This is a genomic window from Streptomyces sp. NPDC040405, from assembly GCF_055595765.1.
Genome location: NZ_JBVIVI010000002.1, coordinates 1,512,372 through 1,528,072, shown reverse-complemented (window position 1 = coordinate 1,528,072; position 15,701 = coordinate 1,512,372). Strand labels below are relative to the sequence as shown.

Sequence of the window (15,701 nt, the reverse complement as noted above, 5' to 3'; positions counted from 1 at the left end):
GAGGTTTTTTTCTAAGTGGTCCTCAAGTTTCAAGGGCGGAGGAGGATCCAAGACACCGGAGGGGAGGGAGGGGGAGGGCGACAAATGGAGAAAGGGGGGGGGGACAACCGCTCGGTGTTTCCCCACCCCCTCCCAGACAGGCTCAAAAGGTGATGTCCTCGAACATCTGGGCCGACTTCTTGTCAGTAAGGTGGTAATCCACCTTACTTTCGTGGATGAGCTTCGCGACGTGCGTCAGGGTGTGATCGATGTGGGCAGCCCTGGCCCTGAACTGCTTCTCAGCCGCCAGCATCATCGTGTGGGCTTCGCCCTCCCAGCCGTCGGTAACCTTCTTCACCGCAGCCACGATGTCATCGATCTGCTTGCGCACCACCTTTGCGCCCTTTTCGATGTCGCTGGCGGTCGAGTCCAGTGAGCTGTAATTGACCTTGAGGTCCATACCATCTCCGGTGTTGTGTCAGATGCGTTGATCGACCTGGCCCTGGAGGACCCCGACGACCGCGTTCAATCTTTACTGGTACAGATCGACCTTGCTGATGCCGGACGAGCTGCCAGGGTCGAGCTGTCCACCGGCGGCGCTACCGTTGACGTCGACCTTCTGGAGCCTTCCTGCGATCTCGCTGTCGTTGGCACCACTGGAGCGGTGGGTGAGGACCACTGCCTCATGAACGCCCTTGATCAACTTCTGCAGGGCCTCGTGGTCGAGATTCAGGTCCGACTGCGCCTTCTGAAACGCACTGGCACCGGCGCCCTTCCAGGCTGCCTCTACCGTGGCAACGGCATTCGCCAGAGTCTTCAAGTTGGTCGCGAGCTCGGAGCCAATCTGCTCGATTGACGCCTCGAAGCTCTGGAATGCTGCGTCGCTAACGTGCTGAGAGCCCGACATATTCCACCTTCCCCCATGATGTGTTGGTGAGTCGAGATGGGGTTTTCTCTTCTCAACTCACCCTGTCAGAGCTTCCTACCGAGTCCGGCGGGAAGCAGCAACCCCTCGCTCGTCATCCACACGTGTTTCACGGGTGGTAAGCGAGGCGCTGTCAGTACTGGCTGCCACGGCGCCTCACCATGACAACGGCCACGGCAGCAATCACGACGGCAGCTCCTGCCCCCAAGGCGATCCAAAGACCGGTATTGCCGCTCTCGCTCGACTTGGCGTCAGCGGCGGTTTCCTTACCTGCCTGCTGATCGGAAGCCTGCTTGTCCGAGTCGGCGGGCTGATGTTGGTTGCCGCCGGACTTCGAAGCGGAAGGGGACGGGTCTGGCGTGGTCGCACCCTCGCGCTTGAGCAGAGGGTTCACGTCCGCCGGGCCCGGCTTCCCCTTACCGTCGAGCAAGACCTGAGCGGGTCGGATGATGCCGTATCCGAGGTACCGGCTCGGGATCTTTCCCTTGGGCTTATTAGCAGTTTGCATCATGACCCGGAGGACCTGGTTGTTAGTCCAGCTGGGATGCTTCGACCAGATGAGTGCGGCGGATGCGGACGCCAGGGCAGCGGCCGGGCTTGTCCCAGTAGTGCGACAGAACGCCTTCATGTCCTCACAACGCCCTGGAATATCTTCTCCCGGCGCAGCCAAGGCTACTTGAGAACCATAGGTGGAGAACTTTGCCACAGTGCCGCTGGAATCCACTGCCCCCACGCCGACCACTCCGGGAATGTTTGCAGGATAACCGGATGTGTTGTTCTCGTCTCCATCATTCCCCGACGAAGCAAAGATCAAATTTCCCTTTGAAATGGCATAATCAACCGCACGCCTGGTGTAGGGGGCGTCATCACTGGCCCCCGAAACGCCCATCGAAATATTGATCACCTTGGCCCCGTTGTCGACCGCAAACCGGATCGATTTGCCCATTACTTCATCTGTGGCAAACACATTCCCCAGTCGATTCTTCAGGGGGAGAATTTTTGCATCTGGAGCCAAGCCCTGAATTCCACCACCGGCTCCCGTTCCTGCGATAAGGGAGGCCATTCCCGTTCCGTGCCCCTCGGAATCATCAGTCGCTTTCGCCGAATCACCCGCCATGTTTTTCCCGCTCAAAACACGTCCGCGAAGCTCCGGAACCTCATTATCAACGCCACTGTCCACAACAGCGACAGTCACGCCACTTCCTGTCGCTTCCTCCTGCATCTGCTCAAATTTCATGGCGTCCAGATACCACTGACGTGACCGCACGTCTTCAGCCGATGCCGCCGGAACTGTTCCAGCCCAACAAGTCAGCGCCGCCGTAAGCAATACAAGTGAGCGCTGTGCGTTACTCCGCGCGGCGCGAATCGGGATCGGCATGACGTGTGGTTCTCCTCAACTTCCTGCGGGACTCATGTCGCTAGTCGACAACTGGAGGAACAGTGTCTCGCCGTCCCAAAGTCCAGGTCTCTTCATCTTCGACCAGGTAGTCGGGCGCCTCGCCCGTCTCCTGATTGGCCCTGGTTGTGCTGGTGCGCGATGAGGGCCCTGGCACACCTGCCTGGCCTCCCCTGACAAGGCCCGCGCCACCGGGAGTGAATTCACTTCGCTGCTGATTGGAGTGGCGAGGCGCCGCGACGGAACCTCCGGATTCCAATACCGAGCGACGTTCTGTCCCCTGCCGAGCAGCCGTCGGATTGCCGTGCCTGCCTCCTTCAGAGACGAACGGAGTCCGCGGCGGATTCACTCGTCCACCGGACTCCGAGGAAAGTCGACGTTCCGGCGTGGAGTTACCAGTGATCGACTGCCCGCCCCGGGTGTTGGGGGGGCTGCCACCCACCACCGGCCCTCGCGGCGTCGGCGTTCTCTCTTCCCCGATCACCGTTGCGCGAGGCAATCTCGGCCCGCTGGTCAACGGACGTTGCTTCCCGCCGACGATTCCCTCGTTGTTCCCCGTTCGAGGCAGGACAGGGCCCCTGGGGGTTGTCGTACTGGTCAGGGGCTTTCCCCCCGAAGGGCCAAGGCTCCTCGGGGTAGGGCCGATACGCGGCGAATTCGGCTTTACGGTTGGAGTGGATGGCCCTGGCCTCACCGGCGCGGGCGGCAACGTCGCTTCCCGTCGTGCCTCTGGAGGAGCGCTGGTCGGCGGAGCGTCGCCAATACGCCGATCGGCGGTGTCCGGCGGCATCACAGATTTCGCCCCGTCAATGGCAGTGCGGGTGTCTTGGCCGCCCTCTTGCGCAACACGAGTCCGAGGTTCGGGGACGCTGGACCCATCCGGCTGAGCCTTGGCATCCGAAGCTGTCGCGTAGCCTTCGGCCCCGGGAGATGAGCCGTCTGCCTGGCCAACCTGCTCGCGGAGGCGACTGGGGACGGGCAACGGCTTGAACCTGGGCTCCTCCCGCGCCTTGATCTCATCATTCGCAAACCGGTAGTACGAGGTCACCCGCTCCAGCTGATGAATGGCCGCCTGCTTGTTGGTCGTCGCGTCCTTCTGGAGCGCGTCGTCCAGGTCGGGGTCCCCGTGGGCTTTGGCTACGTCCACCGGCTTGGGGATGGCCTTCTGTGCCTCCCTCAACGCCTGGCCCGACGCGGCCATCTGATCACCCACGACTGCGGCGTACTGAGCGAGTTTCATGACCTCGCCGGCGAACTCACGCGTCCAGTCGCGGAACCCCTCCGCGCCCTCGCCCTCCCACTCCACGCGCTCCGCGTACCCGCGCAGGCCGAGCCCGATGGCGTCGATCCTGGGACTTGCGTCACCTACCGCGCTCCCCGCGCTGGTCAGCTTGTCCGGATCGGCATCAGCGACCAACGCGTGCAGCTCCGCAAGAGACATGCCCTCGAATTCCGAGCTTGCCATTCCCCCACTCCCCGCTACTAGCCGAAGGTCTCGTCCGACGTACCGCTCTTGCCCGTGCCCGTACCGGCAGCGTTGGCATCGCCGTCGGCCGACTGCTCGCGCTGAGGATCCGTCTTGTCGTAGTAGTTCTGTCCGCGCTTGTAGATCTCTCGCAGTCGAGCTGCCTGCTCTGCGTCGACGCCGTCGTAGCCACGATCGGAGATCTGGACAGTGACACCGAGCGCTTCGAGCTGGTCACCGAGGATCTGCGAGAGTTCCTCGAGACGGGTGTGGACCCTCTGGTAGCTCCCGGCCAGTTCCTCAGCCGCTGGAAACTTCCCGTAGGCCGCCGCCGCGATCCGGTGCTCGCTGATCTTGCTCCTCGCCGCCGGTGACTCTTCGAGGTCCTTCAGCATCTTGTCGAGCTGCTTCTTGAAGTAGGCCAGCGTCTCGGCCTTCTTCGATATGCCCGAGCCCGCGTTGAGCCCAGGCCGCACCCCCGCCTCACCCACGACTCCCCCCGTTCATCGCTTTCCGCCCTCCCCTTACGACGTACGCCAGCTCAACTACCACTCTAGCCCTGGAGTGCATGTCCCCCAACTACATAACGGTCTCGGAATCTTGGCGATTCCGTGACAGAGCCGAGCCGGGGCGACTGAGAGACGCCAGACTCTTCAGATACACCCTCAACTGTCCAGCTTTACGGCATTTGCTCACCCGGAGATTCGACCGCACGAAGCACGTCCGAGGCTTCACCCTCTCAACGGAGGGCAATTGGCTGAACAGACAACCCTAGTGAGGGAGACATAGGCATGCTTGAGCATCCATACTTATCTTGCCTGAATGGATTGTCGAACCGACGCCACTCAGAACTCGCGGTCGAGATCGGTTCCCTCCGGAGCCCGATAACATGCCGAGACCACCGTCACATTGATCATGGTGTCGCCGCTGGCCGTCTTCTTCAGCCCTGTGAAGTTCGCGGCGAACTTCTCTTTCTTGTTCTCCGCGAGGATCTCCGGATCCTGATCTTTGCTACGAGCCTTCCCGTCCTTAATGATTTTCCAGCCATGTTGGGGAAGTTCCTTCCGGAGATTTTCCATCCCCTGCTGGACCTGCTCTTCGGAAAGTCCGTAAACCGACCACGGATGACGCGCTATATACAAGTTTTCAGAATCAGGCGCATCTTCACAACGAGCGATCCCCGGGCCCGGTTCGGTAACCTTTCCCTTGAGGTCTATCAATTCCAGGAGAGCACTCGATATACTCTTGGTTTTTTGCCTGGCCGCATCGACCTCCAGCTTCGTCGGCTCATACCCGAGATCGTTCACGTTCGAGCACCCCGCAGAGATTGATCCGATAGCCACGGCAGCGATTGAAGCGACAACGACTCGTCGCCAGGTTTGACCTATCAATTTTTTCGCTACCCGTCCTTGACTTTGCCATAGTTCTCGGTGACCACAGACGCCTGGTTGGCCAGGCTCTTAGAACCAGGCCTCCAGCACTGTGCTTCCGTAGCTGTGGCCGATTACCGTGGTATGGCTTGCGTCCGAGCCACCCTGAGCGGTTTCCAGTCCGTGGAGGAAATCATTCAGCTCAGGTGCACCGCGCTCCGCATACGAAGGAGACATTGCCTCTGGCGCGATGCTCTGGGGGGCGTCATATCCGATCCATGAGATTGTAGATACGTTCTGGCCCGGAGCCTTCACCTGACTTTCTCTCCAGAGGTTGCCCATATGACCGATGTACTTATCCGACTTATCCAGATTAGTGAAAGTGCCCGGAACGAGGACTGCGGTGTGATCGGCCTTGTCCGGGTTTCCGTTCGCCACGATTGATCGTCCGCCGCCTTCGGGGTCGAACCCGAGAAGATATGCCGGAGGCAGACCTTCCTCTCCCGTTCGGTCGAAGCGCTTCTGTATACCCGCCATGGCATGCAGAGCGGTCCTCAGTCTATTCCGCTCATCTTCATGCTTGTACTGCCATCGAACCCAGTCCGGGTTGTAATGTTTCCCACCCTCCGCTGGGTCGTTGGCAATCCATTTCGGCTTCGGCTCGTCGGGTATATTCTGAAGTTTAAGCCTGAACTCGGCTCGCTTTTCCTCGTATACCACACGATTGGCCTCGTCGCGAACATCCGAAAGAATTCCGTTCAACTTACCAAGAGAGGCAGGGTACATAGCGGCATACTCGGGCTTTTCTTCCTCTGAGAGTCCCTTCCACCACTTGGCGTTGTCTTTGGTGCTGCCGTCCTTGGGTGGATGCCTAATGGCGTCCAGTTGATCTTTCGCGCCGCCGCGGACACCAGAAGTGTCCTTCTTGGCGTCGGCCCAGTCCTCCGCGGAGACGGTCAGATCATCGTCGGCCTTGAGCTTTCGTAGCTTCGGGGCCCACTTTTCATCGGCCTGCGTGGCCTCGTAGACGGCTTGGGCGATGCGGTTGGCGTAGGCCACCGCGTGGCCGTAGTGGGGATTGGGGTGACTGTTGGACGCCTGGCGCTCCAGAGCCTTGGCCGTGTCGTTCTCGTCACCGGTCGGGTCGATCGGCTTGTTCGACGGCTTTCCCTTCGCGCTGCCCGTGACCGTGCCACCCTCCGGCACTTTGCCGTCGACCTTGTCGCCACCCGCTGGGTAGCTGACCGAGCCATCGGAGCCGCTCTGGCTCCAGCCGGGCTTCTTGTCAGCGCTCGCGAGGCTCATCCCGGTGTCGCCGGATGCCTGGCGCTTCATCTGCGCCCATTCCGCCTCGAATGTCGACATGTTTTCCCCGTTCCCCCCATCACGGACAGGTCATGATGACCACAAAGCGCCCCGTGTATGACCGAAGTCCGACAAGCCCATGAGTAGTCCTACTCAGATGCGGCGGACGAACGGCGGCGGCGGTTCCGTTCGTTGACGACCGCCGCGCAGCCCGCGAGGAAGGCGACGAGGACGGCGGCGCCGCCCAAGGAGTAGGTCGCGAGACGTTCTTGCCGCTCCTGGGGGGTCTCGCCCAGGACCATGGGCGCCGCATCGGGGGCGTCGACGTTGTCGGTGGCTCCCTTGTCGAGGGTGACGCGGTCGATGGGAGCGTCGTCCTCGGTGAGGGCGCGGACGGGGTCGACGACACCCCATCCGATGAACTGATCATGGTGGTTGACCACCCGTTCGGCTGTCTGTCCGATCTGGGCGACGACCTGGCGCGGCTTCCAGTCGGGGTGCTTCGCCCGGATCAGCGCGGCGACACCGGCGACGTAGGGGGCGGAGAAGCTGGTGCCGTTGTCGACGCACTGGCCGCCCTTGGGGACGGTGGAGACCATTTCGACACCGGGCGCCGCCACGTCGACGAAGTCACCGGACTGGGAGAAGGGGGCGCGCTCGTTGTTGCGGTCCGAGGCGCCGACGGCGAGAACGCCGTCGTAGGCGGCCGGGTAGGTCTCCTTGACCTTGCCGTCGAGTCCGTCGTTTCCGGCCGAGGCGACCACGACGACATCTGCCTCCAGCGCGCTCTGGACCGCCCGCTGCAGGTTGTTGTTGGCCTCGAGCGGTTTGACGGTGTCCTGGGAGATGTTGATGACGCCGGCCCCCGCCTGGACCGCCCGGTCGATGGCGGTGGCCATGGTGTCGGTCGTGCCGGAGCCCTTTTCGTCGTTCTGCCGAATCGGAATGATCTTGGCTTCGGGTGCGATGCCGACGAATCCGGTGCCAGGGTGAGGACGTGCCGCGATGATGCCCGCGACCTTGGTGCCATGGCCGACCGAATCGTCCGTGCCGTCGCCCTTCTTCCCCTTGGACAGACTCTTCTTGCCGCCCTTGCGGACCTCGCTGCCGTCCTTCGTGTCGACCGCGTCCTTGAGCTGTGGATTGGTGTTGTCCACCCCGGTGTCGATCACCGCGACCTTGACGGGACGGCCCTTGGCGTCTTTCCCCTTGGTGTCCTGCCACAACTGGTCGAGAAGAACGCGTTGCAGCGACCAGGGCGTGCCCTTGATCTGCTTGGCGGGGTAGGTGCATTCACCGCTGCCCGCGAGGGACACGTCCTGGGCGCGCGGGGCCGGGGCCGGGGGCGGGCCGGCTGCCGTGGTCAGCGCTGTGAGGAGCAAGGCCGCCGACAGAGCGAATGGCTTGGTCATGCCCCACACCGACTTCGTGTTCATCGAGTGCCCCATGTCTCACGACCCCTGCGGCTGCCTGGCGCTGTTGTAGTCGAGCCGTGGCCCCGTCGGGAGGAACGCGGACCAGTTGGCGGGCACCGGAACCGGTTTCGCGCCCTCGTAACCGAGATTCCGCTGAGCCCTGTTCACATCCTGCTGGGACTCGGCGGTCGAGGCCTTCCCGGCCTTGTCCTCCCCGCCGATCTTGGACTTCCCCGAATCGCTGTCGTTGTTGGAGGGAACCGCGTAGCGAAGCCCGGTGTCCGTCACCAGGAAGACCGGTCCATCCTTGATCTGACGACCGGTGACCTGGCGGTACAGGAGCCCCGACCCCGGGGTGACGTAGGCGCTGGTGGCGCCGTCCGGGATGGTGGCGGGGAAGTTCGTACCGGCCCAAGTGGTGAGTTTCGGATCGCCCTTGGGGGTCACCCCGTTGAAGATGTTGCAGCTGGTGTCGCGGGCGCTCCCGCCCGCCGCGCCGTTGACGGAGTTGGACTGGTCCGGGATTTCCTCGGGCCAGTGGTATTTGTCGTAGAACCCGTCCCCGGTGTCCGGGTTGAACGAGCCCGGCTTCACGCGCACCGCCGAGCTCGCGTCATTGACGGAGCTCTGGCTGCGCATGAGGAGCTTGGCGACGAACTCCGAGACGCGCTGCACCTTGCCCTGCAGCACCACGTACTTCTGCGTTCCGGTTCCGCTCGGCGCCTCGATGACCATGCCGACCCGATTGGCCTTGTCGCCCAGGCTCGGGATTCCGGCGTCGCCGCCGATCGAGCCCGGGACCTGCGGGAAGTCGATGGGGGATCCGTCCCGGAGGGTGGCCAGCCAGTCGCTGGTCACCCGCTGGGGCTGTGCGCCGTCCTGAAAAATGGAGCGGAGCAGAAGACTCGTGTCCGAGGGGGACTTCTGCTTCCAGTCCGGCCCGCCGATTAGGTATTTGGTGCCGTTCGGGGATACCAGGTAACGGGCGCCGTCCTGGCCCTGCACGTAGAGGGCCTGACCGCCCCGCAGCGCCTGTGGGCCACGTAGCTTCTTCAGCTTGGGGTCTCGTTCCGAGAAGACGAAGACCGCCTTTTGCGTGGTCTTCCCATTGCCACCCGGCTGTTCACAGACCGCCCACGCCTTTTGCTTCTTCGCCTCATCGGATGCCGGCAAACGGTCCGGTGCGTACGGGATACCGATGGTGGGGCCGCGCGGGATGTGTCCGTTGTCCAGCTCGGACTCCTTCACCTTGAGGATCGTGGACGACGATTTCCCGGGCTCGAGGAGGAGCTTGGCGGAGGCGAAGTTGAGTACGGGATGGAGCTGGACCTTCCCGTCGGTCTTGAGGACGACGTACCGGGTGGTCGACTCACTGCCCACGATGACATGGGAGGCGACATCATCCCAGCCCTTGGGCGCGACAGGCTTGAACATCCCCCAGGCCCCGAATCCCGCGAGAATCAGGGCACCGACGATGACACTGGGGAGGGCCGCCCGCAGTGGACGCGGCGCGCCCTCCTCGGTTCCGCTGGGCGTCGGTTGCAGAAATGCCGCGACTGTCCGCTTCTTCGCAAAGGTATAGGCGTTGAGTTCATCCCGCCGTGATGCCATGTTTAGCCGCTTCTCCCCGGTTTTCGGCCTCGGTAGTCAGGTGGCCTGCCCTCGGTCCTGGTGTCGTACCGACCCTCTACTATGCCGGTAGTGAATTAACTCATGTCGCCCGGGGACGCTCGTGGGAACAACCAACGACCGGGCTGCTCGGGCGGGTTTCGGACTTTAAGGGGCTGACGGGGATGGCTGCCGCCACGCGCGGACGTAGCGCGAGGAGCGCGTCCGGCCGACAAACACCGAGCGGACAAGGTTCGGGTTCACCTGCCCCGGCTCCCCCGGAGGGCGCGGCCGCAGCCCCCGTCACTCCGCGACTGACGTCTCGGCCCGGCAGCATGGGCCCCCTGCGGCTGCAGCAGCTGGTGCTGGTGGAAGTGGCCGCCGCGCTCGTGCTCGTCGCCTGGGTCATCGACAAGCTGCTCCTGGTGCCCGCCGCGGTCATCGGCGTGGTCCTCGTCCTCCTCGCCGTGGTCCGCCGCCATCAGCAGCCGGTACCGGAGTGGCTGAGCACCGCGAGCGCGCTGCGCAAGCGGCAGCGACAGGCCTCGAAGCCGGTCGACGCGGACACGGACCCCGGTTTCACGCCCGCCGTGGAGTGCGAACCGGCCCTGCACACCCTTGCGTTCACCGATCGGGAGCGACGGGCAGTGGGCCTGGTCGGGGACGGCACCTTCCTGACCATCGTGCTGCAGGTCGAGGCGACGGAATCGCCGCTGCGCCCGCAGCGCGCGCAGCGTCCTCTGCCGTTGGCGCTGCTGCGCGACGCCATGGACGTGGACGGAATTCTGCTGGAGTCGGTGCAGGTCGTGCAGCACGTACTGCCCGCGCCCACGCCCGACTTGTCGGCGCAGACCGTCCCCGTGCGCAACTACGCGCCGCTGCAGGAGCAGACCGGCGCGCCCTCAGTCCGCCTGACCTGGGTGGCTCTGAAATTCGATCCGGAGCTCTGCCCGGAGGCCGTCGCCGCGCGCGGCGGGGGCCTGGAAGGCGCACAGCGGTGCGTGCTGCGTGCTGCGGATCAGCTGTCGAGCAGGCTCCAAGGGGCCGGTTTCCGCGTGACACTCCTGTCGGAGGAAGGCGTGACCGCCGCGGTCGCGACCGCGGCGAGCGTGAATCCGAGGGCAACCGCCCAGGCTCGGCAGACCAACACACACAACCGGCGCACGCTGGAAAGCGCACGGGCCTGGCGCTGCGACGACCGCTGGCACACCACGTACTGGATCGGCCGCTGGCCACAGCTGGGGGCGGGCGGCGCGCCGCTGCCGCAACTGGCGGCACTGCTGACTTCCCTGCCCGCCCTCGCGACGACGCTGAGCCTCACTCTGCGCCGGGGCAGCACGCAGGGCGGTCGGCACGCCCCGACGGTGGCCGGGCACGTACGGATCACCGGCCGCAGCGCGGACGACCTGGTCGCTTTGCGGCGGGAGCTTCAGCGCACCGCTCGAGGGGTGCGGATGGGGCTCGTACGGCTGGATCGCGAGCAGGTGCCCGGTGTGCTCGCCACTCTGCCTCTGGGAGGGACTCGCTGATGGCCACGCCCACGAGCGTCTTCAACGGGCTGTCGCCCGCACCGGCAACAGGACCCGTCCCTGGTCAAGCGACCACCACGCCGCGCAGGCAGCGGAGGGGATTCGGGCTCATCGGGCCGCGGCGGCAGCGGCACGAACTGTCCCCCGAGCAGTTCGACGCGCTGGCGCTGCCCGTCGGCGACGACGGCGTGATCATCGGGGTCGGTGCTCGTGACCAACCCGCGGTGCTCGGCCTGCACCGCCCCGAGCCCTTCAACGTCGTGCTGATCGGGGGGCTGTGGACGGCGCAAGTGATCGGGATGCGCACGGTCGCCACGGGCGCCCGGGTCACCGTCGAGACCGGTCGCCAGCACATGTGGACATCGCTGGCGCAGGCGGCGAACAGCGGCCATCAGAGCCTCACGCTTCATGACGTGGGCCGGGTGCCACCGCAGGGGCCCTCGATCGGCAGCCCGGTACTGGTGATCCGTGACGCGGGCATGCGGCCGCCCCGCGGGCGGGTGACATCGGCTCCCTGGCAATCGGTGCTGACCCTGTTGCCGTACCTCAGCTCGGCCGCCCCGCGGTTGATGGAGAACGCCGACCTGGTCGGCGTCCAGCGGGTGTCTCCTGACGAGGCCGCTCAAGTCGGGCGGATCATGAGGCTGCCGTCGGCAGACGTCGAGTCGCTGTCCTCCCTGCCGGACGGAGTCACTCTTTGGTGTGATCGTCAGTCACGGGTGTACGTGGCGACGCATCCAACTGACATGGAATCCGGCCTGCTGGGGGCGGCCCGGCGGATGGACTGACAGTGTTCGATTGCCGCCGGGTGCAGGGTGGATGAGACTGTCGGCAAGGTCTGTGCGGGTGCGCGCGCCCGCAGTAACGGGAAGGGATTCTCCACCGATGGCTGACGCCAAAGAGAAGGCTGAGCTGTACGCGCTCGACATCTCCGATGTCACGTGGCACAGCGCGCCGGACAGCACCACCGAAGAACGCGTGGAGATCGCTTATCTGCCGAACGGGGCCGTGGCCATGCGGAATTCCGCCGACCCCGGCACAGTGCTGCGCTACACGGAAGCCGAGTGGCGTGCGTTCGTGCTCGGTGCGCGGGACGGCGAGTTCGACGTGCGCTGAGCCGGTTCGGTGAAGTGTTGAGGGGGCGGACATCACCGGGTGCGCCCCCTTTGCTGTTGAAGGGCCGGAGTCGGGGACAGGCCACCCGCATCTCCTCCTGTGCGGCATCCCTGCCGGTGATATGCGCGGTCCATCGCTTTCCGCAGCCGTTGTCCTCATTCCGCCGCTGTCGCCCCTGAACGCGGCGATTCCCTCCTGAGTGAGCTTGCCCTCTCGCCGTGCCGACGAGTACGCGGCGGCGAGATCTCGAACCGCGCCGTGCGATTATCGGCAGGTCATGAGCTCCTGCTTGGTGGTCCTGCGGTTGTCGAGTGCAACCAGGTCACGGTCCCTCCGCCTGGCCGTGAGGTAGCGGACAGGGTGAGTACTGGGACGGGCCTGCCATGGGGCCGCTCATGGTGATTAGGCTTGGTGTGCGCACGGTGACGAACCTGATCAGGTGTCCCCGGCGCCATAAAAGGGGAAAGCCGAACGGTCGGACGACAGTAGCGATCGGCAACAGATCGGCCTCGCCATGAATTTCAAGGGTGTTCGACCACACCAGGAGGCATTGTGAGCAGCGATCGGGACGAGATCCGCACGGGCGGAACCACACCCGGCGATGATCGGTCCGACGCCGAGACCGAGCACACGGGCGAGTTCACCATCGACTACACCCCACCTGCCTGGTACACGCAGAACGCTGCGCCGTCGGCACCCGCCGCGGGGACCGGGGCGGACACGGGGGGCGGGGCGACGCCTCCGCCGCCCCCGCCGCCGACGGGGAACCCGGTGTCCATGTCCGGGCCGCCGGAGTCGAACAGCTTCCAGGGGGCGTGGCCGCCGCCGCCCGCGCCGCCGTCCCCCGAGCCCGCGCCGGTCGATGCTTCCGTGCGTCAGGCCGCGCCGGACGGGGCCGCCGAGAACGCGGGCGGCGCGGAGTCGGGGGCCGGGTCGCGGGACGACGCGACTGATGGAACGCCCTCTTTGCCTGGTTTCGCCGTGCACCCGGCCGCCTCGGCTCCGGCTGACGCCGGGACAGACGAGGACGGCGAGCGGGGAGGCGACCGGGTCGAGCAGCACGCGTCCGACCTTCCCGACGCCGCGGACGAGGACGACGACTACGCGCTGGCGCCCGCCGCTCCGCCGCCGGTCGCCTCCCCCGAGACGCCCGAAACGGGCGGTGACGCCGACGAGAGCGACGGCGGCGCCGTGGGGGGCAACTCCACCGTGCGGTTCTCCACCGCCTCGCTGCAGCGCGAGATCGCGGAGCGGAAGGAGGCCGCCGACGCGGAATCCGGCGACGCCGGGGCGGACGGCGACGCCGAGGCCGGGAGCGGCGAGGTGCGCAGCGAGGGCACCATGCGCTTCTCCGCGGCATCGCTGCGCCGGGAGGCCGAGGAGCGCGCCAAGGCGGCGGGCACCGAGGGCGAGCCGCAGGACGCGGGGCCCGGTTCCGGCGCGGCGCCGCAGGAGACCGGTGGCGGTTGGGCGCCGCCCGCCGCGCCGCAGTCCGGGCTGCCGCCGCTGCCACCGGACTTCCAGCCCGCCGCGCCGGAGTCGGGCGGTACGGGCGGTGGCCCGGCCCCGGTCCCGGAGCAGCGTACGGGCGGGCCCGGCGCGGCCGGTGGCCCGCTGCCGCCGCAGGCCGGTCCCTGGGCGCCGCCGACCACGGGTGCGCAGGGCCAGCCCGGCCCGGGTCCGGACGCCGGAGCGCCGGGGCCGCAGCCCGCGGCGCCGCATCAGGCTGCCCCGCAGGGGAGTTATCCTCAGGGCGGTCCTCCCGCGCCGGGTCCGCAGGGACCCCGGGGTCCGCAAGGTCCCCAGGGGCCGCAGAGTGCGCAGCACCCGCAGGCCCCGCAGCAGCAACCGCAGCACCCGCAGGGGCCCCAGGCTCCTCCCCCGGCCCCGCATGCCCCGCAGTACGGCTATCCGCAGGCCGGGCAGCCCCCGGCGCCCGTGCCGGACGGCTACGGCTACCCGCGCCCCGACGCGGGTCCGCCCGGCCAGCAGCCGCCGTACCCCGGCCACCCGCAGGGCCAGGGCCAGGGGCCGTACCCGCCGCCCGCCCCGCAGCAGCCCCAGCAGCCCCAGCAGCCGCAGTACCAACAGTCGCAGCAACTGCCGCAGCCGCAGGACGGCTACGGCTACCCGCGCCCCGACGCCGGCGCCCCGGCCGATCCCCGTACGGGCGACTGGCCCGTCGCCACGCCCGACCAGCGGCAGCGCCCGGGCGCCGGGCAGGGCAACGCGGGCGCCCCACTCGGGTACACGGCGGCGGTCGAGCTGTCCTCGGACCGGCTCATCCGCGGGAAGCAGAAGCCTAAGAAGAACAACGCCGCGGCTTCGCGCTTCAAGATCGGCGGCAAGAAGGAGGAGGCGGAGCGGCAGCGCAAGCTGGAGCTGATCCGTACGCCGGTGCTGTCGTGCTACCGCATCGCGGTGATCAGCCTCAAGGGCGGCGTCGGCAAGACCACGACGACCACCGCGCTCGGCTCGACCCTGTCCACCGAGCGCCAGGACAAGGTCATCGCGATCGACGCCAACCCCGACGCGGGCACGCTCGGCCGCCGGGTGCGGCGCGAGACCGGCGCGACCATCCGCGACCTGGTCACCGCGATCCCGTACCTCAACAGCTACATGGATATCCGGCGGTTCACCTCGCAGGCGCCCTCCGGGCTGGAGATTCTCGCCAACGACGTGGACCCGGCGGTCTCGACGACCTTCAACGACGACGACTACCGCCGCGTCATCGACATCCTGGGCAAGCAGTACCCGATCATCCTCACCGACTCGGGCACCGGTCTGCTCTACAGCGCGATGCGCGGGGTGCTCGACCTCGCCGACCAGCTGATCATCATCTCCACGCCCTCCGTCGACGGTGCGAGCAGCGCGAGCACCACGCTCGACTGGCTGTCCGCGCACGGGTACGCCGACCTCGTGTCGCGCTCGATCACGGTCATCTCGGGGGTTCGCGAGACCGGCAAGATGATCAAGGTCGATGACATCGTGTCGCACTTCGAGACCCGCTGCCGCGGCGTGGTCGTCGTGCCGTTCGACGAGCATCTGTCGGCGGGCGCCGAGGTGGACCTCGACATGATGCGCCCGAAGACCCGGGAGGCGTACTTCAACCTCTCCGCCATGGTTGCCGAGGACTTCTCCCGCGCGCAGCAGGCACAGGGGCTCTGGACGGCCGACAACAGCACCCAGCCGCCGCAGATGGCCCCGCCGCTGCCCGGGCACGGCCAGCAGCCCTACCCGGGGGCGTACGCGCCGCAGCAGGGCCAGCAGCCGCCGCCGTACGGATACGGCTATCCGCAGCAGGGACCGCCGCCGCAACAGCCGGGCTACCCCGGTCAGCCGGGGCAGCCCGGACCACAGCAGGGCTGGTACCCCCCGCAGCAGCCGAACCAGGCGCAGCAGCAGCCGCAGCCGGGGCAGCCCTGGCAGCCCGGACCGCAGCAGGGCCAGCCGCCTCAGCAGCAGCCGCCCCAGCAACAGGGACAGCAGCCGCCTCCGCAGCAGGGGCAGCCATGGCAGCACCAGCCGCCGCCCCCGCCCCAGCAGTAGGCCCGTACACAAAGGCGATCGCCCCGTCGGAACCGGTGGTTCAA

12 protein-coding genes are annotated in these 15,701 nt (G+C 66.5%); 4 read left to right on the top strand and 8 right to left on the bottom strand.

From position 1 onward, the window contains the following. Positions 1-142: 142 nt before the first annotated feature. From ACZ59A_RS14105 to eccB, 8 genes are all read right to left on the bottom strand, one after another. Positions 143-439: a WXG100 family type VII secretion target gene (locus ACZ59A_RS14105; RefSeq protein ID WP_470957745.1), complete on the bottom strand. Its 297-nt coding sequence runs from the start codon at positions 437-439 to the stop codon at positions 143-145. Between the two features lie 72 nt (positions 440-511). Beyond that, a complete protein-coding gene (locus ACZ59A_RS14100; RefSeq protein WP_470957742.1) occupies positions 512-886 on the bottom strand; it encodes a WXG100 family type VII secretion target in 375 nt (124 codons plus the stop codon). A 151-nt stretch (positions 887-1,037) separates the two neighbouring features. Then, positions 1,038-2,282: a S8 family serine peptidase gene (locus ACZ59A_RS14095; RefSeq protein WP_470957740.1), complete on the bottom strand. Its 1,245-nt coding sequence runs from the start codon at positions 2,280-2,282 to the stop codon at positions 1,038-1,040. Between the two features lie 1,500 nt (positions 2,283-3,782). Next, a complete protein-coding gene (locus ACZ59A_RS14090) occupies positions 3,783-4,256 on the bottom strand; it encodes a hypothetical protein (RefSeq protein WP_470957737.1) in 474 nt (157 codons plus the stop codon). A gap of 354 nt (positions 4,257-4,610) precedes the next feature. Further along, positions 4,611-5,072: a hypothetical protein gene (locus ACZ59A_RS14085; RefSeq protein ID WP_470957734.1), complete on the bottom strand. Its 462-nt coding sequence runs from the start codon at positions 5,070-5,072 to the stop codon at positions 4,611-4,613. A 153-nt stretch (positions 5,073-5,225) separates the two neighbouring features. Beyond that, positions 5,226-6,500, bottom strand: coding sequence for an alpha/beta hydrolase (locus tag ACZ59A_RS14080; RefSeq protein WP_470957731.1), 1,275 nt, complete (start codon positions 6,498-6,500; stop codon positions 5,226-5,228). 89 nt (positions 6,501-6,589) lie between these two features. Continuing rightward, entirely contained in the window at positions 6,590-7,852 is a 1,263-nt protein-coding gene (gene mycP, locus ACZ59A_RS14075) for a type VII secretion-associated serine protease mycosin (protein WP_470957729.1), read from the bottom strand. A gap of 39 nt (positions 7,853-7,891) precedes the next feature. Continuing rightward, positions 7,892-9,466, bottom strand: coding sequence for a type VII secretion protein EccB (gene eccB / locus ACZ59A_RS14070; protein ID WP_470957727.1), 1,575 nt, complete (start codon positions 9,464-9,466; stop codon positions 7,892-7,894). Positions 9,467-9,648: 182 nt separating this feature from the next. Here eccB and eccE point away from each other — a divergent pair, with 182 nt between their 5' ends. From eccE to ACZ59A_RS14050, 4 genes are all read left to right on the top strand, one after another. Then, complete coding sequence (gene eccE, locus ACZ59A_RS14065) at positions 9,649-10,992, top strand: type VII secretion protein EccE (RefSeq protein WP_470957724.1); 1,344 nt, start codon at positions 9,649-9,651, stop codon at positions 10,990-10,992. Further along, a complete protein-coding gene (locus tag ACZ59A_RS14060; protein ID WP_470957721.1) occupies positions 10,992-11,780 on the top strand; it encodes a hypothetical protein in 789 nt (262 codons plus the stop codon). Before eccE ends, ACZ59A_RS14060 begins: the two co-directional genes overlap by 1 nt. 97 nt (positions 11,781-11,877) lie before the next feature. Further along, complete coding sequence (locus ACZ59A_RS14055) at positions 11,878-12,108, top strand: DUF397 domain-containing protein (RefSeq protein ID WP_358633906.1); 231 nt, start codon at positions 11,878-11,880, stop codon at positions 12,106-12,108. 552 nt (positions 12,109-12,660) lie between these two features. Then, on the top strand, positions 12,661-15,657 hold the full coding sequence (locus ACZ59A_RS14050) for an SCO5717 family growth-regulating ATPase (RefSeq protein WP_470957718.1): 2,997 nt from the start codon (positions 12,661-12,663) through the stop codon (positions 15,655-15,657). The last annotated feature ends 44 nt before the right edge of the window (positions 15,658-15,701 follow it).

What these genes read in the sequence shown, in the direction of transcription:
- ACZ59A_RS14105 (WP_470957745.1), bottom strand. Translation starts at nt 439, where the DNA reads ATGGACCTCAAGGTCAATTACAGCTCACTGGACTCGACCGCCAGCGAC.
- ACZ59A_RS14100 (WP_470957742.1), bottom strand. Translation starts at nt 886, where the DNA reads ATGTCGGGCTCTCAGCACGTTAGCGACGCAGCATTCCAGAGCTTCGAG.
- ACZ59A_RS14095 (WP_470957740.1), bottom strand. Translation starts at nt 2,282, where the DNA reads ATGCCGATCCCGATTCGCGCCGCGCGGAGTAACGCACAGCGCTCACTT.
- ACZ59A_RS14080 (WP_470957731.1), bottom strand. Translation starts at nt 6,500, where the DNA reads ATGTCGACATTCGAGGCGGAATGGGCGCAGATGAAGCGCCAGGCATCC.
- mycP (WP_470957729.1), bottom strand. Translation starts at nt 7,852, where the DNA reads ATGACCAAGCCATTCGCTCTGTCGGCGGCCTTGCTCCTCACAGCGCTG.
- eccB (WP_470957727.1), bottom strand. Translation starts at nt 9,466, where the DNA reads ATGGCATCACGGCGGGATGAACTCAACGCCTATACCTTTGCGAAGAAG.
- eccE (WP_470957724.1), top strand. Translation starts at nt 9,649, where the DNA reads ATGGCTGCCGCCACGCGCGGACGTAGCGCGAGGAGCGCGTCCGGCCGA.
- ACZ59A_RS14060 (WP_470957721.1), top strand. Translation starts at nt 10,992, where the DNA reads ATGGCCACGCCCACGAGCGTCTTCAACGGGCTGTCGCCCGCACCGGCA.
- ACZ59A_RS14055 (WP_358633906.1), top strand. Translation starts at nt 11,878, where the DNA reads ATGGCTGACGCCAAAGAGAAGGCTGAGCTGTACGCGCTCGACATCTCC.